The sequence below is a fragment of the Alkalicoccobacillus gibsonii genome (assembly GCF_016798245.1).
In the GTDB taxonomy this organism is placed as follows: domain Bacteria; phylum Bacillota; class Bacilli; order Bacillales; family Bacillaceae_D; genus Alkalicoccobacillus; species Alkalicoccobacillus gibsonii.
Map to the genome: position 1 here is coordinate 949,612 of NZ_JAEUZA010000002.1, position 22,041 is coordinate 971,652.

The following is a 22,041-nucleotide window of genomic DNA, read 5'->3' on the forward strand; positions in this document are numbered from 1 at the left end:
TGGCAAATGAAATGAGTACACGATTTACCTTTCAGGCATTGCCTGATTTCTTGCAACAGGCATTAAAAGAGATGAACATTACTGAACCTACAGATATTCAGGAAAAGATGATTCCTGAGGCATTAGAAGGTCAAAGCTTAATCGCTCGGTCTCAAACGGGTACAGGTAAAACAATGGCTTATCTACTACCTATTTTAAGTAAGCTTGATCCTTCAAAAAAAGCGATTCAAGGGATTGTTCTGGCACCAACTCAAGAACTTGCAATGCAAATTGTTGGTGTGGCAAAAGAGCTTATCGGGAATGAGCCGTTTGATATTGGAGCTTTTATTGGTGGAGCGAATGTGAATCGTCAAATTGACAAGTTAAAAAAACAAAAGCCTCATTTAGTTGTCGGTACTCCTGGCCGCTTACTTGAGCTTATGCAAATGAAAAAGCTAAAAGTAAACGATGTAGCGACGGTGACCGTAGACGAAGCGGATCGAATGCTTGCTGAAAAATCTTCATGGGATGCTGTGTCGGAAATATCCAAACGAATTGGACGGGACAAGCAATTTCTATTTGTATCAGCAACGATTCCTGAGAATTTAACGGAGAAAACAGCTTTATTTGCTCCATTCACTGTTCAAATAGAAGCTTCTGGTGAACTTGTTAATAATGAGAATGTGGCTCATATGTATCTTGAATGTGAAGCACGAGACAAAATAGATACGGTTCGCAAGCTGATTCACGCAGAAAGCATTGAAAAAGGAATCGTGTTTGTTAATCAATTAGAGCGATTAGCAGAGACAACTGAGAAGTTAAAGTATCGAGGAATTAAAGCGGCAGCATTGTCTTCAGATCATACGAAACAAGACCGCGAAAAGGTTTTGAAAGCATTTAGACAAGGGGATCTACACATTTTAGTTGCGACAGATATTGCTGCGCGTGGACTCGATGTTGAAAATGTGACACATATTATCCAATTGGATGCTCCGGCTGAGGCTGATTCTTATTTACACCGTGCAGGAAGAACAGGCCGAGTGGGGAAAGCAGGTCAAGTCATTACGCTACTAGAAAAACACCAAGGCTATAAACGGGAGCAGCTAAAACGCGATCTGGACCTCAAACTAGAGAAAGTATCATTAAGAAAAGGTCGACTTGAAAAAGAGCGAAATGTTTAATTGAGAACCATTGCGTCTATAGGTTAAAAAAACGTGAATGTTTCATAGGTGCTTACACAATCGTTTTTTGCATAAATCCAAAACCTATGTTAAAATCAAAAGGTTAAAAAATAGTTGGGAGATGTATGTGCATGGCTAATTATGAAGTAGGAAGTATCATCGAAGGAAAAATCACAGGTATTAAACCTTTTGGTGCTTTCGTTGCAATTGACGAGCAAAAACAAGGATTAGTACACATTTCGGAGGTGGCTCACGGTTTTGTTAAGGACATCAATGATGTTCTTACAGTTGGAGATGAAGTGAAAGTTAAAGTTATCTCTGTTGATGAGAACTCTGGAAAAATTTCTTTATCAATCCGTGCGACTCAGGAAGCACCGGCTCGTCCAGCGAGCAAACCACGTCCAAGCGGCGGTGGCGGTAACTTTGGTGGCGGTTCTCGTAAGCCACAACAACAGCAACAAAAGCAACAAGGCTTTAACACGCTTGAAGACAAGCTAAAAGAATGGTTAAAGCAATCTAATGAGATCCAAGCTGATCTTAACAAACGTGCAAAAAAATAAGCTTTAATCTGAAAAAGCTTCTGCGTTCATACGCAGAAGTTTTTTTTGATGCCAATAAAGATAGGGCTGGGACATCACTAAAAAAAAAAATGGTGAATGATTCAAATGAAGAATCATTCACCATTCGTAATTTATTCGAACAAGCGGAGGGAGAACCCGAGACTCCTACGGAACAGAACGCGGTGAAGACACTGTAGCGGCGCTTTTCCCGCGAAAGGGGCTGAGGCCGCTCCCGTGGAAAGCGAGGGATTCTCCTGTAGCGAATTTGGTGCTATATTCGTGTTTTACTCGCATCATCAAAGTTATGTTCCGGCCTCATGCCATGTATCCATTAACGTTCCGTTTCAGGAATTCGCTCAATTTCTGCATCGGGCTTAAACAAAATTGAAATACAATATAGCCCGGCTAAGCCAACAAGTGCATAGATCACTCTTGAAAAGCCAGCTGCTTGACCGCCAAATAGGGCAGCGACTAAGTCAAATCGGAAAAAACCAATAAGTCCCCAGTTGATTGCTCCAATAATAGCTAGTACAAGAGCAGTACGTTGAATGCCACTCACATCAATCACCTCCGTTGTTGTAGGATTTGCACAACCGTCGATGTGAGGGTGTGCTTCTGTGTTAGGTTGAGATACTAAGGATAAAATTATGCATCATCATGAGTACTTCTCAAAATGGTGGGTCACACTATGCTTGGAGCAAGTTTCTTTACATACACAACAGAACTGATTAGGATTATCTGTAGAAAGAAGGAGGCAATCATTCATGGAAACATTTACGTTTTATAATCCAACAAAACTAATTTACGGTATTGACCAAACAGATGAGCTTGCTGCTCAATTACCAAAGGACGCAAAGATCCTGCTTGTATATGGTGGCGGTAGCATTAAGAAAAATGGCTTATACGATAAAGCATTAACTCAGCTAGAAAAAGCAGGAGCAACAGTTACAGAACTTGCAGGAATTGAACCAAATCCTCGACTAAAGACAGTACGTCGTGGCATTGAGCTTTGCCTGGAGAATGACATTGACTTTATCCTAGCTGTTGGCGGCGGTAGTGTCATTGATGCGACTAAAGCAATTGCGGTAGGAGCAAAGTTTGACGGAGATATCTGGGATATTATTACGAAGAAAGAAACAGCTACAGGAGCTCTTCCTTTTGGAACGATCTTAACGCTAGCTGCAACAGGCTCTGAGATGAATGCAGGATCTGTTATTACAAACTGGGATACAAATGAAAAAATTGGTTGGGGGAGTCCTCACTCATTCCCAACATTCTCAATCCTTGATCCTAAGAATACAGTGTCTGTTCCAAGAGACCAAACTGTCTACGGCATGGTTGATATGATGAGCCACGTTCTTGAAGCTTATTTTAACCGCGTAGAAAACACGCCACTTCAAGACCGTATTTGTGAATCCATTTTAACAACTGTGATGGAGACTGCTCCAAAGCTTCTAGATGACTTAGACAACCTTGAGCATCGTGGAACGATTCTTTATTGCGGAACAATGGCTCTTAATGGAGTGACGCAAATGGGAGCGAGAGGAGACTGGGGTTCTCACAATATCGAACATGCGGTGTCTGCAGTTTCTGATATCCCTCATGCAGGTGGACTGGCTATTATCTTCCCGCATTGGTTAAGAAATAGTATTGATGATAATCCAAAACCACATGTCCAACTTGCAACAAGAGTGTTTGGTGTAGACCCAGAGGGTAAATCAGATCAAGAAGTTGCTGAAGAAGGAATTCAAAAGCTAAGTGAATTCTGGACAAGCTTAGGAGCTCCAAACCGTTTGGCTGACTATGATATTGATGAATCTCAGGTTGACCGTATGGCTGGCATCGCTGCAGCGAATGGTGAATTTGGTCGTTATAGAGTACTTGATAAAGACAAAACAGCTAAAATCCTAACAGACGCATTGTAGAACTGATGGCGGGAATAGTCTCCCGCCGTTACTACCATTTGTTGTTCTTGTCTTTTATACTGGTGTTCGGTAAAGTAATGATAGGTACATATTAGTTAGCGAGGGAGGTTCTTCACACATGGAGAACGTATCATTTAAGTATTCACAAGCATTATCCTTCTTCAATGAACAAGAAGTAAAGAACTTAGCCCCAGCAGTTGAGGCAGCACATGATTCCTTACATAATGGAACCGGTGTAGGAAACGATTATTTAGGGTGGATTGATCTACCTGTAAACTACGACAAAGAAGAATTTGCTCGCATTGAAAAAGCAGCAGAGAAAATTCGTCAAGACTCGGATGTCCTCCTTGTTGTTGGAATTGGTGGTTCTTATTTGGGCGCACGTGCAGCGATTGAGGCACTTACGCATAGCTTCTACAATACGCTCTCTTCAGAAGACCGTAAATCTCCACAAATCTTTTTTGTTGGACAAAACATCAGCTCTACTTATGTTAAAGACTTGTTTGATGTTTTAGGTGATAAGGATGTTTCTGTAAACGTGATTTCAAAGTCAGGAACAACAACAGAACCAGCTATTGCCTTCCGTATCTTCCGTGAGTTTCTTGAACAAAAGTATGGAAAAGCAGAAGCTCGTAAACGCATCTATGCTACTACAGATAGCAAACGAGGTGCACTTAAAACATTAGCGACTGAAGAAGGCTACGAGTCATTTGTCATTCCGGATGATGTAGGTGGACGTTTCTCTGTTTTAACAGCAGTTGGTCTCCTACCAATCGCAGTAAGCGGATTAAACATTCAGTCTATGATGGAAGGTGCTGCAGCAGCAAGAACAGCTTACAGCAACCCGAGCCTAGAAGAGAACGAAGCGTATCAATACGCTGCCATTCGCAACCTTCTTTATAACAAAGGAAAAACAACAGAGCTTTTTGTAAATTACGAGCCTTCTCTACACTTTGTATCTGAATGGTGGAAGCAATTGTTTGGAGAAAGTGAAGGGAAAGATCATAAGGGATTGTTCCCGGCATCTGTAGACTTCTCAACGGATCTACATTCAATGGGTCAATACGTTCAAGATGGTCGTCGAAACATTTTCGAAACGATTTTAAATGTACAATCTGTACGCGAGGAGATCGTAATCGAGAAGGCTGAAACGGATCTTGATGGATTAAATTATATCTCTGGTCAAACGATGGACTTCGTGAATAAAAAAGCATTCCAAGGAACAATGCTTGCTCACACAGACGGCGGTGTGCCAAACCTTGTTGTGAATATCCCTGAATTAAATGAGTATCACTTTGGATATCTTGTTTATTTCTTTGAAAAAGCATGCGGAATTAGTGGCTATTTGTTGGGAGTAAATCCATTTAACCAACCTGGTGTTGAGGATTACAAACGTAACATGTTTGCACTTCTTGGTAAACAAGGATATGAGAAAGAAAAAGAAGAGTTGGAAAAACGTCTTTAAGAAAAAAACGACAAGCTGCGGATTATGCAGCCTGTCGTTTTTTTATCATGTATAATTAATCATTGTCTTTTTTTCTAGAAAAAAACACGGTTCCAATAACACCAATAGCAATACCTATGCCAATTCCAAGTGCAATATTATCTGTGAAAATACCTATGAGCATTCCCACGACTAGTCCTACAACGATCCCAAGTCCTTCAGCATTCTTCAACATCTAGATGTAATCCCTTCTTCATAAAGTATTGAATATGACTAGTGTACACCAATTGAATCGCACAATCTAATATGTGGTTTACGTAAAAAACATGTGTAAGAAAATGAAATGGGGGAATAGTGATATCAACGGTAACTAAAAGTGGGAGTGGGACATAATGATTAAACAACATGATCTTACTATGTTCACTATTGAGTTAAAAAAGCTAAGATCAGAATACCATCATACAAGCTGTGTTGTACTAAAAGCGTGTATCCGAGAAGATATTCGTTTCTTAGAAGGTATCTGCATGCGCGATCGATTACTCGTAAAATAATGACTGAACTTAGCTGACAGAGAGTAGCACTACTCTCTTCTACATATAGTTAATTTTTAAATACTTTCTTCTATACATCCTCTATCACATAAATACCTCCTTTTTAGAGATACTATAGCCAAACGTAGAAAAAGGAGCGTACGATTTTGATTCCATTGCAATCTGCCATTATAGGAGAGACATACAAATTAGGGTTTCTTGAAGAACAACTCAAACCAAAAGGATATACTATTGGGAGTAACTGGGATTATGACCATGGATATTTTGATTACACCATTGAACAGCATAACGGGTATACGGTGTTGCGTATTCCTTTTCACACAAGGTATGGAGAGGTTGGAGAACGAGGGACCACTGTTACCTTAGATACTCCATTTATTTTAGCTCACGAATACCAAGAAGATCTTGACGACTATGCGACCAGTGGATCTGTTCCGCTACAGGTGAGTGGAGTAGTAAATCAATTTTCTGAACCAACTAACAAAGACGGAGAAGTTGACGAGAAGTATGTCCCAACCGCACAAAACCTGCTGAAAGAAGTAGAGTCGCTGTTGATCCCTTAACGATTGTCTTGCGAGTCCCTAACTGGTAAACTGACAAAAAAGCAGAGTGGGGAACACAATGAATACAGCGATCATTTTTGGCGTTGCCATCTTTTTAGGTTGGATGATTTTAGATGTAGTGAAATACAGAACAATTAATGCAGCAACAGTCGTCACATCGGTTATAGCCGGAGTAGTTGGTGCCATTTTCTGGTATCTCTTAGATCGGTTTTTCTAAAGACAAATACCTGAGTCCCAATTAATATGGACTCAGGTATTTGTTTCGTTTTGCCATTCGTTCCGTAAGCGGCGACGATATTTTGGCGGTCTTGCTCGCATAAATGGAAGGACAATCATAACAATCAGGGATATGGAAGCCGACACATAAAGAGTGAGTAATCCGTTAACAGTTTGATAAAGAAATAAGTCCTTCATCGTTAATCCAAAAGCTACTAACAACCCTGCAATAAATCCATCTAAGAGTCGATTACTTGTTATAGTCAAGGTGTGCCTCCTATGTAAGATGTTTATGCTCTATACCCTGCTATTAAGAGACAAAACATTCGTTAGATAAAATATGTGTTTTCAATGAGTCTAAACGGGTAATGATAAATTAAAAATAGGAGGATTTACTTATGGCTGACAAAGTAAAGATTGAGGAAGATATCTACTCACTAATTGCAGAAGGTGTCACTACAAAAGTCGCAGTAGCTGAGAGAATTATCGAGTCTAGACGTATCGAGTCATTTGAAGTGTATGAAATCATAGACGAAATGGTAAATGGCGGTCAGCTTATCAAAGAAAATGAAACGGTGGGAGATTTCGAATTAAAAGAATCCAAAGGATAAAAAAAAGACCGACACCTATATCAACCCAGGTGTCGGTCTTTCGCAATTAATTAAAATAAGAACTCGCTTCATTTGCTTCTTGATAATGAAGTAATTGTTTAATCCCTTCATCAGGGGAATAAACGATGCCTAAATACCCATCGTAAGCTTCAAACACATCGAGCATATCGTTTGAATGTTCGTCTACGTATGTTTGTTCAATTTCAAAGACACCCGTTACTTCATCAAGATATGTCGTATAATTCATGCCTATGTAAAAGACAGCCTCTAGTTCTTTTACCGAGAATGTAACTTGCTCCTCTTCATTGGTGGTTTCCTCAATTTCAAGTGAAGATTCATCCTCTGCTTCTAATGAGTTCTCCGTTTGCTCTGCCTCTGATGTTGATGCTTCATCTACTTCATTTGTGTCAGCAACTACCTGATTTGACGTGTCTGATGTTCCATTACACGCAGCTAAAAATAAGCAAATCATCAATCCGAGTCCTATCCATAGATTCTTCATTTCGTTCCTCCAAACTTATAAATCTAGTTCAATGTTACTATGATATAGGATGTGGAACAAGACTTGAAACGTTAAGAGAGTGTGAATAAATGTTTTCGTAACAAAAAAACCTTGATTTCTCAAGGTTTTAAGTAGATGGAGCCAAGGGGGCTCGAACCCCTGACCTCCACGCTGCCAGCGTGGCGCTCTCCCAGCTGAGCTATGGCCCCAATATAGAACTGTATGTATCGGTCAAGAATTATTTTACATGGAGACAACTGAAAGATCAAGTTTTTTCTTAAAGATTAATGATAAGACTGGATAAGTTGCTGATTTATTAAACTAACTTAAATACTGCTTGACTTGTATTCTGAAGCTCCTATAGTATAAATGAAAGCGTTATCAATAGGAGATGTTTTTGAGTGAAGCTACATACCAAGATAGCTGTGATTACAGGAGCCGGTAAAGGAATTGGTCAGGCTATTGCTCAATTATTTGCTGAAGCTGGAGCAATTGTCATACTCGCTACAAAAGAGAAACAAGAAGGGATCGATGCAGAAAAAAAACTTAGAGAAGCTGGACACGAAGCTTATTTTTATCAAACGGATGTTGAGCAGGAACAAAGCATCGTTAAATTGTTTCAATGGGTGAAACAAACGTATGGCTTCATAGACGTTCTTGTTAATAATGCGGGAATTACATTATTTAAGTCGATCGACAGAACAACGATTGAGGACTGGAACTCTGTTATGAATATTGATTTGCGTGGTACCTATCTGTGTTCAAAATATGCTGTACCTCTTATGCATAAGCGATCTGGTGCAAGCATTATTAATATATCTTCCAATCATGCTGTGCAGACTTTGCCTGACGCAGAAATCTATGCGGCAGCTAAAGGAGGGGTAAACGCAATGACAAGGAGTATGGCGTTAAGCTTAGGTGAAAAAGGGATCAGAGTAAATGCAATTTGTCCAGGGTTCACAGACACACCACATTACCGAAAGTGGTTAGCCGAAAGTCAGAATTCCATGACAGATTCAACTGTTCGAGCACTTCATGCAACAAATCAGGTGGCCGTACCAAATGATATTGCCGAGTTAGCATTGTTCCTTGGAACAGAAGGATCGCGTCAAATTACAGGAGAATGCATTCAAGTTGATGGCGGGCTGTCGGTAAGACTGTATTAACTAATTTACAGGTGGAGGAGTGGGTTTTATTGAAACGTTTTTCAACGATTCACCCAAGTGTTAATGGATTATTGTACGGGGGAGATTATAATCCCGACCAATGGCAGGCTTATCCTGAGGTTCTTCAAAAAGATGTTGAGTTAATGAAGCTGGCAAATGTGAATGCGGTTTCTGTTAATATTTTTGGTTGGGCCGCTATTGAAGCAGAAGAAGGAACGTACACGTTTGGTTGGTTAGATGATGTGATGGATAACATGGCTTCCATTGGAGGGCATATTCTCTTATCAACGCCAAGTGGAGCACGACCTGCCTGGCTTTCAAAGAAATATCCAGAAGTATTAAGAGTAAATGAAAAAAGACAGAAACAGCTCCATGGGCAAAGGCATAATCACTGCTTTACATCCCCCATTTATCGAGAGAAAACAGCTGCTCTAAATAAGATGCTAGCCGAGAGGTATAAGGATCATCCTGCCTTAATTATGTGGCATGTTTCAAATGAATACAGTGGAGAGTGCCATTGTGATTTGTGCCAAGAGGCATTTAGAGAGTGGCTAAAAAACAAATATGATCACCAGCTTGAGAAATTAAATCACGCATGGTGGGCAACCTTTTGGAGTCATACCTTTACAGATTGGGATCAAATTGAGTCTCCTTCGTCAATCGGGGAGAACCAGATTCATGGGCTCACTCTTGATTGGAAACGATTTGTGACGGATCAAACGGTTGATTTTTACCGTAATGAAATTAAGCCACTAAAAGAAATAACTCCAAATATCGCTGTTTCAACAAACTTTATGGGCGAGAATCCGCATATGGGACCGTTTAAAGGGCTTGATTACAGCCGCTTCGCTAATTATGTGGATGTCATTACATGGGATGCATATCCAGCGTGGCATAATGAATGGGAAAAGACATGGCAGCTTGCGGCAAATACAGCCTTTGTCCATGATCTGTATCGTTCTCTTAAGGGTGGACAGCCGTTTCTATTATTAGAAAGTACACCAAGTCTGGTTAATTGGCAGATCACAAATAAATTAAAGCGTCCTGGTATGAACCTTCTCTCCTCCTTACAAGCGGTCGCTCATGGTTCAGACTCCGTCATGTATTTTCAATGGAGAAAATCACGAGGTTCTTCGGAAAAGCTGCATGGCGCAGTTGTTGATCACTATGGGAATGAGAATACTAGAGTATTTAAAGAAGCGGCAGAGCTTGGTAGTCGATTGGCTTCTCTTAAGGAAGTGGCAGGAGCCTCAGTTGATGCAAAAGTAGCGATTATTTATGATTGGGAGAACCGCTGGGCGTTGTATGAAGCGCAAGGATTTGCTAAAAAACATCTTGATTACGTGAAAACATGTGAGGAGCACTATCAAGCCTTTTGGAAAAAAGGCATCCCTGTGGATGTGATTCCTGCGCATTATGACTTAAGTTCTTATGAAATCGTGATTGCGCCAATGCTTTATATGTTAAAGAGAGAAACGGCGCAGGCTATTCTTACGTTTGTTGAATCAGGAGGCACGTATGTAAGTACGTACATGTCCGGTATCGTGGATGCAAATGATTTATGTTATATCGAAAGTGATCCAAACCCATTGTTCCCAATGCTTGGCCTTAGAGTGAATGAGATTGATAGTTTGTATAAGGCAGATCAGCAATCGGTAAACTGGGAAGGACTCTCTTATCAAGTGAGCGATTTCTGTGAAATTGTTGAGCCAACGTCGGCTACGGTTTTAGCTCAGTATGAGCAGGATTTCTATAAGAATTCACCTGCCTTAACGGTGAACACATATAAAAAAGGTCAGGCTTACCACATATCAGCAAGAACAGAAACTGGTTTTTTAGATACTTTTTATGAAAAACTCGCAAATGATCATCAGCTCTCAAATCCAATTGGCATTGAGCTACCTGAGGGTGTTAGCTTGCAATCTCGAACAGATGGGGAAACGACCTACTTGTTTTTAATGAATTTTACTGAGGAAACGCAAGTAGTAAACATTCCGGAGACATACGAGTTAAATGAAATCGTAGGTGAAGGAACCATTTCAAATGAAGTGACACTCTCTACGTATGATGTTCACACGTTAAAGCTCATAAAAGGATCTGTAGAAGTTATCTAATATGAGCATGTGTCGGGCGTTCTGTTAGAACGTTCGACTTTGTGTATTCAATTAGAGGATGTAAAGGTAAAAAATCGTTGACGGATATATGGTCACTGTCTATAATTCAATTTAAAGAAATGATAAAGTTAATGATTAACTCTTTTGTTAATTATATAATTTTATGAAAGCGCTAACTAAACTGAATTTGGAGGGTTTCATATGACAGATCAAAACCGAGCTAAGGTGACCATTGACAGTGAATTTAAAATTGGTGAAATTGATAATCGTCTTTATGGATCATTTATTGAGCATCTAGGTAGAGCAGTATATGGGGGAATTTATGAACTAGATCATCCAACGTCTACTGAGCAAGGATTCAGGCAGGATGTTTTGGATCTTGTTCGTGAGCTACAGGTTCCGATCGTCAGATATCCAGGTGGAAATATGGTGTCTGCATATAACTGGGAAGACGGTGTTGGACCAATTGCAGAGCGACCAAAAAAGCTAGAGCTTGCATGGCGAGTCATTGAACCTAATTATGTTGGTACGAATGAATTTGCAGATTGGGCAAAGCTCGCAAATACCGAGGTCATGATGGCTGTTAACTTAGGAACAAGAGGAATTGATGCGGCTAGAAATCTATTAGAGTATTGCAATCACCCTGGAGGGAGTTACTGGAGTGATCTCAGGAAAAGCCATGGATACAAAGATCCGCATTCCATTAAGACTTGGTGCCTTGGTAATGAGATGGATGGTCCTTGGCAGGTCGGGCATAAAACAGCTGATGAATATGGTCGTTTGGCTCTAGAAACAGCGAAGGCAATGAGGCTTGTGGATCCAACAATTGAGCTTGTTGCATGCGGAAGCTCAAATGCAAATATGCCAACCTTCCCAGAATGGGAAGCGACAATTTTAGACCATACATATGAAGAAGTTGATTATTTATCTCTTCATCAATATTATGGAAATCGTTCTGGAGATTCAGCTAACTATTTGGCCAAAACGCTTGAAATGGATCAATTTATTAAAACAGTGGTTGCAACATGTGATTATATTAAAGCAAAGAAACGTAGTAAGAAGACGATGTTTTTAAGCTTTGATGAATGGAATGTCTGGTTTCACTCAAATCAAGCAGATCAGGAGATTGAACCATGGGGCATTGCACCTCCGCAGCTGGAGGATGTGTATACGTTTGAAGATGCCTTACTTGTAGGATCGATCCTAATGACACTCGTCCGTCATGCAGATCGTGTAAAGATGGCTTGCATGGCTCAGCTAGTTAATGTAATTGCTCCTATTATGACGGAAACAGGTGGACGTGCTTGGAAACAAACCATCTTCTATCCGTATATGCATGTTTCCGTTTTTGGTCGAGGAACCTCTCTGCAGCCTGTTGTATCTTCACCAAAGTACGATTCAAAAGACTTTACTGATATTCCTTACTTAGACTCCGCGGTGGTATGGAATGAGGAGAATGAAGAATTAACTGTCTTTTTATTAAATCGTCATCTCAACGAACCATTAGATGTATCCATTGACGTCAGAAGCTTTTCATCTTATCAGTTAAATGAACACATTGTGCTTGAGAACAATGATCTAAAAGCAGTGAATACCGTTCAACATGAGGCTGTTAGACCTCATTCTAATGGAGGTGCTTCTTTAGACGAAGGAATGATCCATGCACAATTGCCAAAGGCTTCATGGCACGTTATTCGACTAGGGGCGAAGAGAAGCTGAGATGGGTGCAAACCTGTCTCTTTTCCATTGCGTCTTGGAATTGTTCCCGCTATACTGTATGAAAACGAAAACAAAGTGTAAGAGATAAGGATGCAGGTGAAGCAGTATGAAAGCACTTAGCTGGTCAAAAGAGTCATTACCGGTTTATGAAGCGTTGGCAAGTGAAATTAGGTTAAGTATCCTGCAACATGTAGGGGAAAAGCCAATGAATATTAAAGAGCTTGCCGATGCTCATCAAGTCAGCAGTGCAATCATGACAAAGCATGTAAAGAAACTAGAAGTCGCGGGTCTTCTTCATACGGATATGGTATCTGGTAAAGCTGGCAAACAAAAAATGTGTCGTCTTAAGGTTGAAAAACTGGAAATTGTCTTTCCGAATCTGTTAACTAAGAAGCGTACTTATGTCAAAAATACAGTTTCTGTTGGGCATTATTCAGACTTTCATGTTGAGCCTACATGTGGACTTGCTACAGAACAAGCAATTATAGGTGAATTCGATGACCCGCGTTTCTTTATGGATACAGAAAGAGTGAACGCAAAAATCCTTTGGTTTTATCGAGGCTTTGTCGAGTATAAGCTTGCTAACTTTCTAGAAGCATCCAAAACAGTTGAAGAACTAGAGATTTCACTTGAAATATCTTCTGAAGCCCCCTCAATAAACGAAAATTGGCCATCAGACATTACCTTTTGGCTGAATGGGCTAGAAATAGGAACATGGAGAAGTCCAGGAGATTTTGGAGAGCGTATTGGAAAATATACGCCAAATTGGTGGCCTAGATCTGTTAACCAATACGGATTATTAAAGATGATACGAATTAAACAAAATGGAACATTCATTGACGGAAGAAAGATCTCAGATGTAACGATTGCAGATGTCGAAATTCACCGTCCATTTTGGCTGTTTCGCATTGGAAATCAGGAGTGTACAACATGTGTTGGTGGTGTGACACTTTTTGGTTCATCTTTTGGTAATTACAATCAGGATATTGACTTTCGATTATATTATAGCGAGTAAAAAAAGGAGGGGAGTTATTCATGAGCTTTTATCATAACCGTTTACTTGAACAGGATTATTATCCAGTTGTTCGTTTTTATTACTATAAGGAGTGGGAAGGTTTTAATATGCCAAACCATTCACATGAGGCCATTGAAATTATGTACTGTTTATCAGGCTCATGCTTGATTGAAGTAGATGGAACGACACATAAATTAAAAAAGGGGCAATTTATTTTTATTGATGGAGATGTACCTCATAGACTCTTTGTGGAGCCTGGGAAAAGCTGCAGAATGAGCAATATCGAGTTCCATTTCGAGGAATTGGAAACCGTATTTCCATCCTTTAGACATCTAGTCTCCGAACATGATGCCTTACGGATGTTAACAGAGTCGCCAAAGTCGTACTTATTGTTTCATGATTCGTCAGATGTTTTCCAGTGTTTGAACGCTCTTATTTTAGAGTTAGATCGCAAAGAGGATGAATCTGTTTTCACAGTACAGCTCTTATTGGGGCAACTTTTTATACGAATGGCTGAGCTAGCTGCTAAGCAACAGAACGATACATCAGAACAACATGTTTATATCCAAAAGTCGATTGAATACATGCATCAGAACTACGATCGGGATATTAGAGTGAAGGATGTAGCAGATGCTGTTCATCTCCATCCAGGATACTTACATCGTATCTTCAAAAAAGCGATGGGAACATCTGTAAACGGTTACCTTATTAATCATCGTATAACTAAAGCGAAAGAATTGTTAAAACGTACAAACATTACGATTACAGAAATTCCACATTACATTGGTATGAACTCCCAACAATATTTTAGTACAATCTTTAGACAACAGACAGGATCTACTCCAAAACAGTATCGGAGAGAATCGAGATACACAGATTCTAGAACGGTAAGAAGTGAGCATTTCAAACAACAAGCTAAATAAAGGTTTCAATAATGAAAGCGTTATCTAAAACCTGATGAGACAATGTAAGTAAAAAAGTGAGGTGCTTACATTGTTTAAGGTAACGTTTATTGGTGCAGGTAGTATTGGTTTCACGAGAGCACTTGTGCGAGATCTACTCTCTGTTCCAGAATTTAATAAAATTGAACTTGCTTTTACAGATATTAATCAACAGAATCTCGATATGGTGTCGGAGCTCTGTCAGCGTGATATTAAGGAAAATAATCATAAGATCAGTATTCAATCAACAACCGATCGAAGAGAAGCATTAAAGGGTGCGAAGTATGTATTTAATGTGATCCGTGTTGGTGGTTTAGAAGCCTTCGAAACAGACATCTCCATACCGCTAGAATATGGCGTAGATCAGTGTGTGGGTGATACGCTGTGTGCGGGAGGGATTATGTATGGACAGAGAGGGATTCCTGTCATGCTCTCTATTTGCGAGGATATAAAGGAAGTAGCACATGAAGACTGCCTCCTCTTAAATTACGCAAATCCAATGGCTATGCTGACATGGGTATGTAACGAAGTAGGGGGAGTCAATACCATTGGTCTGTGTCATGGAGTACAAGGGGGCCACAAGCAAATTGCCGATGTGTTTGGCTTAGAAAAGCGGGAAGTTGACATTGTTTGTGCTGGAATTAATCATCAAACGTGGTACATTCAAATCAAGCATAAAGGTGAAGATTTAACCGGGAAGCTTTTAGAAGCTTTTGAAACTCACAAAGAGTATAGTCAAACGGAGAAAGTCCGAATCGATATGCTAAAACGTTTTGGTTACTACAGTACAGAATCCAATGGGCATCTGAGTGAGTACGTTCCCTGGTATCGTAAACGCGAAAATGAAATTAAAGACTGGATTGATCTAGGGAGCTGGATTAATGGGGAAACAGGCGGATATCTACGAGTATGTACCGAGGGAAGAAATTGGTTTATGGACGATTTTCCTAACTGGCTAAAAGATCCCGCTCTCAAGTATACCGAAGAAGAGCGAGGAGAAGAGCACGGCTCTTATATTTTAGAAGCACTTGAGACAGGAAGAGTGTACCGTGGACACTTTAATACGATTAATCAAGGGACGATTAGGAACCTTCCAGCAGATGCTGTGATTGAAGCACCGGGTTACGTAGACCGAAATGGAATAAACATGACTCAGGTTGGGGATCTTCCGCTTGGCTGTGCAGCCGTGTGTCAGGTAAGCATTTCCGTTCAACGCTTAGCCGTTCAAGCAGCGATTACTGGAGACGATCAATTGCTCCGTCAAGCTTTTATAATGGATCCTTTAGTCGGGGCAGTCTGTACCCCTCCGGAAATTTGGCAAATGGTTGACGATATGCTCATTGCTGGAGAGAGATGGTTACCTCAATATGCAACAAGCATAAAAGAAGCAAAACGAAGAAAAGAAACGGAGCCTCGCCTATCCACTAAAAAAAGTGAAGGGGCTGCTCGTTTACATGTAAGGTCACTTGAAGAAATGAAACAAAATGCAGAAGAAGCAAGGAAGAATGCTCAAGAAGCAGATAAAGCAAAAGACCGTCCAGCTTCCACATCATAAGGAGGATGTATCGTGTCGCTATTTGATGACATAAAAGGTGTATTAATAGATTTAGATGGAACTGTATTCCAAGGGAGGGAACTAATTCAAGGTTGTGCGGAGGCCATTTCTGCGATACAAGACAGTGGAAGGAAAGTCGTATATCTAAGTAATCGTGGAAACCACTCAAGAGATACGGGTCTGATGAAGCTTAGAGAGCATGGGATTGAAGTCGAGAAGAATGAGATTATTTTCTCCTCCACAGTGACCGCCCGTTTTATCAAAAAGCATTATCCGCTTGCTAGTGTGTGGACACTTGGAAACCAAGGTTTAAAAGACGAAATGCAAGAACATGATGTCATCGTAGCTAGTCAACCAGAGGAAGCAGACTTTGTTGTCATCACATTGCATGATGAAATTACGTATGAAGAACTAAATGATGCATTTCGTGCAACATCTGCTGGTGCGCGAATCATTGCCACAAATAGTGACAAGACCTATCCAGATGAAAATGGTCCAGCCATTGACGTAGCTGGGTTTATTGGTGCAATTGAATCAGCAACAGGTCAGAAAACGGAACTTGTTATTGGGAAGCCATCTTGCTTTATGGTTGAGGCGGCTCTTGAACAAATTGAACTCACTGCAGATCAATGTATGGTAATAGGTGATAGTTTGAATACGGATATTGCAATGGGTAATATGCAAGGAATGAGAACCGTCCTTGTGATGACTGGTAATACAACGGAGGCAATGCTTGAAAAGGCTCCAAAACGATCAAAGCCACATCATACGTTTCAAAGTCTAGCTGAACTAAGGAGAGAGCTATGAAACTAATAGAACGAGTAGAGGCGATCATGCAGGAACAGGCATTTGAGCAGGAAACACATCCTGTTGTTGTTTCTAATGGAGCATTGGATGCTCTTGTTGACTATGTAGGGGATCAACCAATTATGACCATCCTTTTGGTAGTTGATGAGCAAACCTTCGCAGCTGCCGGCAAAGAACTAGATCATAAGCTGAAGCAAAAAGGGCTTAAACCAGTTGTTCATTGCCTACTTCCGAACGACTTGGGCGATGTGATTGCAGATGAACAGACCATTGTTGATTTACTTATTCAAGTAAACACACACGTTGATTGTTTAGTCGCTGTTGGTTCAGGTACGATCCATGATGTGGTGCGATTTGTTAGTGCAAAGATCGAGAAGCCATTTATCTCTTGTCCTACGGCACCTTCAGTAGACGGATTTAATTCCAAAGGAGCACCAATCATTGTTAAAGGTGTTAAAACCACATATCAGACTCTAGCACCTGTTGCCTTATTTGCGGATCTTTCTATTCTTGCGCAGGCTCCTATTGAGTTAATTGCTGCTGGTTTTGGAGACATGATTGGAAAATATACCTCACTAACTGACTGGCAGGCAGGGACATTAATCGCTGATGAGCCATTTAATCAAGAAGTCTACCAGCTTACAAAGGCTGCGTTAGATTCCTGTGTTGAGCATGCCGAAGCAATAGGGAACCGAGAGCTTAATGGCATCGAAGCATTAATGAATGCGTTGCTTATTTCAGGTACAGCCATGTCGATCTTCGGTGCATCCCACCCCGCTTCAGGAGCAGAACATCATCTATCACACTACTGGGAAATGACTTACTTAGAAGAAAACAAAAAGCAATTGTTTCATGGAGCAAAAGTGGCACGTGCTTCACTCATCATTACGCAATTTTATAAAGAAATTGTCAGAGCAAGCTTGCTAGAAGAGTCGACGCAAGAACGGATTGAGCTTGTTGAACTTATAGATCAATTGCCAGATCCAGCGGAGATTAGTAAACTTTTACGATTAGCAGGATGGCATCAGGAACAGGCCCCAATTGATGAAGAACTGATTCAGCTAAGCTTACTTAAAGCGTATCATCTACGTGATCGTTGGACGCTTTTACGCTATTATCATGAAACCTTGCATTGGTTACCTGATCTATAATAATAGAAACAAGCATTCTTTTTTTATAAAAGGATGCTCGTTTTTTTTGCGTATTTCTAGTTCAAACCAAGCTGTTAATCTAGCGGCATTGTAAGTTATCAATTATACTGTAATGGCTGAATAGAAGGAGGTTATTACAATGGAACAACCGGTTATAGTCAGTACGCTACTTGTCCATGAAAAAGAAACAGTGAACAATCTTTTGGTTGATAGCTATCGTCAGTATGAAGATATTTTTAGAAGTCCTGAGGCTTGGGAAAATTATATAAATCAAATAAAAGTATCCTTAGATAACCCTAATGTGGAGCAGGTTTTGGTGGCAAAACATGGTTCAACGATTGTTGGCAGCATACAGCTGTTTGCATCAGGTGACAAGGCCTACAACCGAGAGGAACTGAGTATTGATCAACCAGTTATACGTTTACTTGCAGTTCATCCCAATGCCAGAGGATTAGGGGTTGCTCAAGTGTTGCTTAGAGAAAGCTTAGAGAGAGCAGCTGCCAAAGGTGCAAGCCGCCTATACCTTCATACAGGTGAGATAATGGAGAAAGCTTGGACATTATATGAATGGTTGGGCTTTGAACGAGATGCGACAAATGAGTTTCGAAATGGGGATTCAGTTGTACGTTGTTACTATTACAATTTACACAAAGATTGGAGTCACATTGCCGCCAAGAACGTAGCATTATTAGCTAATTCTAAGGAAAAAGAATCAATTATATCTGGATGAAATAATTGAAGTGATTGATATGGAAAGGTATGCTAAAGGAGAAATAATCACTTAGATAAGTTTAAATGGAGAGGATTGATTCAAGTGGGTAAGGTAGCCATTATTTATGGTGGAAACAGTCGCCAATCTAGATTAAAGGCACTTCAAGAGAAGTCAGAAGCTTATTTTAAAGAGCAAGGACACGAAACAAGTTCTATCTATGTTCACGAATTACCGGCAGAGGACCTTATTACTGCTAACTTTGCGAGTGTTTCAGTAAAAGAGGCCAACCAAAAGGTAGAGGAAGCATCCTTGGTTGTAGTGATTACACCTGTATATAAAGCTGCATATTCAGGGATTCTAAAAACATTTCTTGATTTACTTCCTCAAAAAGGTCTCGAGGGTAAAACACTTTTACCCCTTGTATTAGGTGGCTCATTTGGCCATTTATTAGCGATTGATTATGCCCTTAAACCCGTTTTGTCTTCGCTTGGTGCAACAAACATTTTAAGTGGAGCATATGTATTAGACTCGCATATTGAGAGAGCTGAAGAAAACCAGTTCATCATTTCTACTGAGATAACTGAACGTATTGATCGAGTTCTTAGTTTAGCTAATCAGGAAGTAAATAAAGCGTAGTTTATGTATGTCTCAATATATGAACATACATATGAACTATAAAGAGACGATGAATCCTGAACTAAGGATTCTCGTCTCTTTTTTCTGTTTTGAACGTGGGCTGTTGTCTACGATAAGGAGCTTTTTCTACAATTTTAGAAACTTTTTTTGAAAAATAGTGATCCAAAATGATATGGCTCTCGTTACCCTAGTAGATTTACAAAATTGAAAGGGGAGAACACACATGTATAAAAAGTTTACAGCTGTTGCGTTAGGCGCAGCACTAGTCGTTCCGACGATGGCACAAGCCGCTGATGGGGGAGAAAGTCAATTTAGTGGGGCTTCCGATCTCAGAGCAGATTTAGATCATTTACTTTCTGAGCATTTTATTCTAGCAGCATCATCTATGCAAAAGACCTATGATGAATCATCTGATTGGGAAGAGGTTGAATGGGCACTTGATGAAAACGTAAAGGATATGGGTACAGCGCTTGAACCTCTATATGGTGAAGAAGGGGCAGCAGAATTTGTTCGAATCTTTGAATCTCATAATGGGTATACAGATGATTATGTAAAGGCTGTTAAGGACGGAGATGACTCTGCGAAAGAAGAGGCAGAGCAGAATATTGCAGGCTTTGCTGACGAATTTTCAAGTTTCTTAGATGAAGCAACAGAAGGAAATCTTCCAAAAGAAGCTGCTGAAGAGGCACTCGTTGCACACGAACAAGATGTACAAGCTACATTTGATCACTATGCAGCAGGCGATTACATGGAGTCGTATGAAAGCTACCGTGTAGGGTATGACCGGATGTTTGATATTAGTAAGGTTTTATCTGGAGCAATTACGGCACAGTTCCCAGACATGTTTGACGGATCGGTGGAGTCAGCTGACGCTGAATTACGTTCTACATTAAATCAATTAGCTGGAGAGCACTTTGCTCTAGCCTCACTTGAACTTGAGAAAGGCTATACACAAGCAGAAGACTTTGATTTTGTTACATGGGCAGAAGATGAACATACAGCTGACTTTAAAGCAGCCATCGAAGGTATTTACGGTGCTGAAGGTGCTGACCAATTTGAGACAGTGTGGCAGCAAGATCATATTAATGCACAAAGCGACCTAGCAATTGCCACTCTTGAAGGTGATCAGGAAGCAAGAGATCAAGCAATTGAACACCTTAAAACATTCTCTCAAGATTTTGGCTCATTCCTAGCAACTGCAACAGAAGGAAATCTTCCTGAAGAAGCAGCACAAGATGCTGTATGGACTCACGAAGAACAAGTGATTAAAACATTCGATCAATTTGTAGAAGAAGACTATGAAGCGAGCGTTAAAACGTATCGTGAAGGATACGCGTTTATGTTTGGAATTGGTGAAACGTTAGGTGGAGCGATTAAAGCTCAAATGCCAGACCAATTTGGTGATGAAGCCATGCCAGAAGAAATGCCTCAAACAGGATTTGGTGGTGCAAGTGATCAATCCTCTATGATGGCTTGGTTAAGTGGAATGGTTGCTTTAGCACTTGGTGGATTGTATCTGTTCCGTCGTAAAGAAAACCAAAACAACGCATAAGAAAAGACTTGAATAAATGGAGTGAATGGAGATGAAATGGCTTTCTACTTTTTTAACAATGGGATGTTTACTATCCGCAGTTGTAGCTTTTCATACAGCTTCTGCTTCTCCGATGGATCAACATCATGTAGCAACAATCGAAACTGATCTGAAAGTAGAAACTCAAGAAAAGCCTGATGAAGAGCAAGCACTTGCGATTCCAGGCAGTGATTTGGAATTTACGTTTGTAGACTCAGCCATGTTGGAAGAAGTAGAAGCCATTCAGTCTCAGATAAAAGAGAATCAACTTGCTAAAGACGAAGGAATCACACCAGTAGAAATTAGAATTCCCACACTAGAAATAGAGGCCGAGATTGAGGATGTTGGTATTCTTGATAATGGTCAGATGGGGGTACCTGAAGACGTAAATGGCGTCGGTTGGTTTGAACCAGGAACAAATCCAGGTGCTATTGGAAACTCAGTCATGGCTGGACATGTTGATAGTAAGGTAGGACCTGCTATATTCTTTGACCTGGAAAGTCTCGTCCCAGGTGATGAAGTCATCATTGTAAGTGATTCGGGAGAAGAGCTTACGTTTAAAGTCACAGATAAAGAAAGCTATGATCGAAAAGAAGCTCCTATTGAGCAAATTTTTGGAGCATCCAATTCTAGAAACCTTAATCTTATTACGTGTTCAGGTCTCTTTAATCGCGAAGAAGGTACACATGATGAGCGCTTAGTCGTTTACACGGAATTAGTGGAAGAAGAGCCAATCCTTGAAGTTGATGAGCCAAATGCGCCGGAGAATTTAAATATTCAAGGAACTTTTCTAACTTGGCATGCTGTTAGAGACAATAAAGTGGCTGGTTATCGAGTTTATCAAGAAGTGAACCCTGATGAGTATGAGCATGTAGGAAGTATATCTGCTCATGATCGGAAAAGCTTTACGATTTCTCAGGATAACCAAGATCTTTCATATTATCTAACTACTGTCGATCTCTATGGACAGGAGTCTGAACCCTCTGAGATCATTCACCCAAATCAATAACTACTAGACCAAGCCTTTCCCATATGGCTTGGTCTTATTAGTGGTTTTGAAAACCCCTGGCTCTGCCGGGGGTTCCATAGAGCTTCTAGCGTGGTCATAAAAAAAGCCTCACGA

General features: G+C 40.3%; 24 protein-coding genes and 1 tRNA gene. 20 read left to right on the forward strand and 5 right to left on the reverse strand.

Annotated features, from left to right (window positions below; translation table 11 throughout):
* Positions 1-11 precede the first annotated feature (11 nt).
* Positions 12-1,160, forward strand: a complete 1,149-nt coding sequence (locus JNO66_RS11405; RefSeq protein ID WP_203088358.1) for a DEAD/DEAH box helicase — start codon at positions 12-14, stop codon at positions 1,158-1,160.
* 131 nt (positions 1,161-1,291) lie between these two features.
* Positions 1,292-1,720, forward strand: coding sequence for a S1 domain-containing post-transcriptional regulator GSP13 (gene yugI, locus JNO66_RS11410; protein ID WP_203088359.1), 429 nt, complete (start codon positions 1,292-1,294; stop codon positions 1,718-1,720).
* A 331-nt stretch (positions 1,721-2,051) separates the two neighbouring features.
* On the opposite strand, the gene JNO66_RS11415 is transcribed toward yugI, so the two are convergent.
* On the reverse strand, positions 2,052-2,279 hold the full coding sequence (locus JNO66_RS11415; protein WP_203088360.1) for a DUF378 domain-containing protein: 228 nt from the start codon (positions 2,277-2,279) through the stop codon (positions 2,052-2,054).
* A gap of 205 nt (positions 2,280-2,484) precedes the next feature.
* On the opposite strand from JNO66_RS11415, the gene JNO66_RS11420 reads away from it, so the two are divergent.
* Positions 2,485-3,645: an iron-containing alcohol dehydrogenase gene (locus JNO66_RS11420; RefSeq protein ID WP_203088361.1), complete on the forward strand. Its 1,161-nt coding sequence runs from the start codon at positions 2,485-2,487 to the stop codon at positions 3,643-3,645.
* A 118-nt stretch (positions 3,646-3,763) separates the two neighbouring features.
* Positions 3,764-5,110, forward strand: a complete 1,347-nt coding sequence (locus JNO66_RS11425) for a glucose-6-phosphate isomerase (protein ID WP_203088362.1) — start codon at positions 3,764-3,766, stop codon at positions 5,108-5,110.
* A gap of 55 nt (positions 5,111-5,165) precedes the next feature.
* Here the strand turns inward: JNO66_RS11425 and JNO66_RS11430 are convergent, their stop codons facing one another.
* Positions 5,166-5,324 (reverse strand): septum formation initiator, encoded by a 159-nt coding sequence (locus tag JNO66_RS11430; RefSeq protein ID WP_203088363.1) that lies wholly within the window; start codon positions 5,322-5,324, stop codon positions 5,166-5,168.
* 157 nt (positions 5,325-5,481) lie between these two features.
* Between JNO66_RS11430 and JNO66_RS11435 the strand changes: the two genes are divergently transcribed.
* The 3 genes from JNO66_RS11435 to JNO66_RS11445 all read left to right on the forward strand — a co-directional run bounded on the left by JNO66_RS11435 (position 5,482) and on the right by JNO66_RS11445 (position 6,420).
* Positions 5,482-5,640 carry a hypothetical protein gene (locus JNO66_RS11435; RefSeq protein WP_203088364.1) on the forward strand — a complete coding sequence of 53 codons (159 nt, stop codon included), beginning with the start codon at positions 5,482-5,484 and terminating at the stop codon, positions 5,638-5,640.
* Positions 5,641-5,786: 146 nt separating this feature from the next.
* Positions 5,787-6,203, forward strand: a complete 417-nt coding sequence (locus tag JNO66_RS11440; RefSeq protein ID WP_203088365.1) for a YugN-like family protein — start codon at positions 5,787-5,789, stop codon at positions 6,201-6,203.
* A gap of 58 nt (positions 6,204-6,261) precedes the next feature.
* Entirely contained in the window at positions 6,262-6,420 is a 159-nt protein-coding gene (locus JNO66_RS11445; RefSeq protein ID WP_203088366.1) for a hypothetical protein, read from the forward strand.
* Between the two features lie 32 nt (positions 6,421-6,452).
* On the opposite strand, the gene JNO66_RS11450 is transcribed toward JNO66_RS11445, so the two are convergent.
* On the reverse strand, positions 6,453-6,686 hold the full coding sequence (locus JNO66_RS11450) for a hypothetical protein (RefSeq protein ID WP_203088367.1): 234 nt from the start codon (positions 6,684-6,686) through the stop codon (positions 6,453-6,455).
* 131 nt (positions 6,687-6,817) lie between these two features.
* On the opposite strand from JNO66_RS11450, the gene JNO66_RS11455 reads away from it, so the two are divergent.
* A complete protein-coding gene (locus JNO66_RS11455; protein WP_203088368.1) occupies positions 6,818-7,030 on the forward strand; it encodes a hypothetical protein in 213 nt (70 codons plus the stop codon).
* A gap of 46 nt (positions 7,031-7,076) precedes the next feature.
* On the opposite strand, the gene JNO66_RS11460 is transcribed toward JNO66_RS11455, so the two are convergent.
* Positions 7,077-7,532: a hypothetical protein gene (locus JNO66_RS11460; RefSeq protein ID WP_203088369.1), complete on the reverse strand. Its 456-nt coding sequence runs from the start codon at positions 7,530-7,532 to the stop codon at positions 7,077-7,079.
* 136 nt (positions 7,533-7,668) lie between these two features.
* Positions 7,669-7,741: transfer RNA gene (locus JNO66_RS11465), tRNA-Ala, on the reverse strand.
* 192 nt (positions 7,742-7,933) lie between these two features.
* On the opposite strand from JNO66_RS11465, the gene JNO66_RS11470 reads away from it, so the two are divergent.
* From JNO66_RS11470 to JNO66_RS11525, 12 genes are all read left to right on the forward strand, one after another.
* Entirely contained in the window at positions 7,934-8,698 is a 765-nt protein-coding gene (locus JNO66_RS11470) for an SDR family NAD(P)-dependent oxidoreductase (protein WP_203088370.1), read from the forward strand.
* 29 nt (positions 8,699-8,727) lie between these two features.
* Positions 8,728-10,812 carry a beta-galactosidase gene (locus JNO66_RS11475; protein WP_210340842.1) on the forward strand — a complete coding sequence of 695 codons (2,085 nt, stop codon included), beginning with the start codon at positions 8,728-8,730 and terminating at the stop codon, positions 10,810-10,812.
* 201 nt (positions 10,813-11,013) lie between these two features.
* A complete protein-coding gene (gene arfA / locus JNO66_RS11480) occupies positions 11,014-12,531 on the forward strand; it encodes an arabinosylfuranosidase ArfA (RefSeq protein ID WP_203088372.1) in 1,518 nt (505 codons plus the stop codon).
* 106 nt (positions 12,532-12,637) lie between these two features.
* The gene (locus JNO66_RS11485) at positions 12,638-13,546 is read left to right on the forward strand and encodes an ArsR/SmtB family transcription factor (protein ID WP_203088373.1); all 909 of its coding nucleotides are present in this window, start codon (positions 12,638-12,640) and stop codon (positions 13,544-13,546) included.
* 20 nt (positions 13,547-13,566) lie between these two features.
* Positions 13,567-14,469, forward strand: coding sequence for an AraC family transcriptional regulator (locus tag JNO66_RS11490; protein WP_203088374.1), 903 nt, complete (start codon positions 13,567-13,569; stop codon positions 14,467-14,469).
* A gap of 70 nt (positions 14,470-14,539) precedes the next feature.
* Positions 14,540-16,042, forward strand: coding sequence for an alpha-glucosidase/alpha-galactosidase (gene melA / locus JNO66_RS11495; RefSeq protein WP_203088375.1), 1,503 nt, complete (start codon positions 14,540-14,542; stop codon positions 16,040-16,042).
* A gap of 12 nt (positions 16,043-16,054) precedes the next feature.
* Positions 16,055-16,849, forward strand: a complete 795-nt coding sequence (locus JNO66_RS11500) for an HAD-IIA family hydrolase (protein WP_203088376.1) — start codon at positions 16,055-16,057, stop codon at positions 16,847-16,849.
* Positions 16,846-18,000, forward strand: coding sequence for a sn-glycerol-1-phosphate dehydrogenase (locus JNO66_RS11505; protein ID WP_203088377.1), 1,155 nt, complete (start codon positions 16,846-16,848; stop codon positions 17,998-18,000). Before JNO66_RS11500 ends, JNO66_RS11505 begins: the two co-directional genes overlap by 4 nt.
* A 139-nt stretch (positions 18,001-18,139) precedes the next feature.
* On the forward strand, positions 18,140-18,730 hold the full coding sequence (locus JNO66_RS11510) for a GNAT family N-acetyltransferase (protein ID WP_203088378.1): 591 nt from the start codon (positions 18,140-18,142) through the stop codon (positions 18,728-18,730).
* Positions 18,731-18,814: 84 nt separating this feature from the next.
* A complete protein-coding gene (gene ssuE / locus JNO66_RS11515) occupies positions 18,815-19,348 on the forward strand; it encodes an NADPH-dependent FMN reductase (protein WP_203088379.1) in 534 nt (177 codons plus the stop codon).
* A gap of 223 nt (positions 19,349-19,571) precedes the next feature.
* Positions 19,572-20,900, forward strand: a complete 1,329-nt coding sequence (locus tag JNO66_RS11520; RefSeq protein ID WP_203088380.1) for an LPXTG cell wall anchor domain-containing protein — start codon at positions 19,572-19,574, stop codon at positions 20,898-20,900.
* Positions 20,901-20,931: 31 nt separating this feature from the next.
* The gene (locus JNO66_RS11525) at positions 20,932-21,927 is read left to right on the forward strand and encodes a class F sortase (protein ID WP_203088381.1); all 996 of its coding nucleotides are present in this window, start codon (positions 20,932-20,934) and stop codon (positions 21,925-21,927) included.
* The last annotated feature ends 114 nt before the right edge of the window (positions 21,928-22,041 follow it).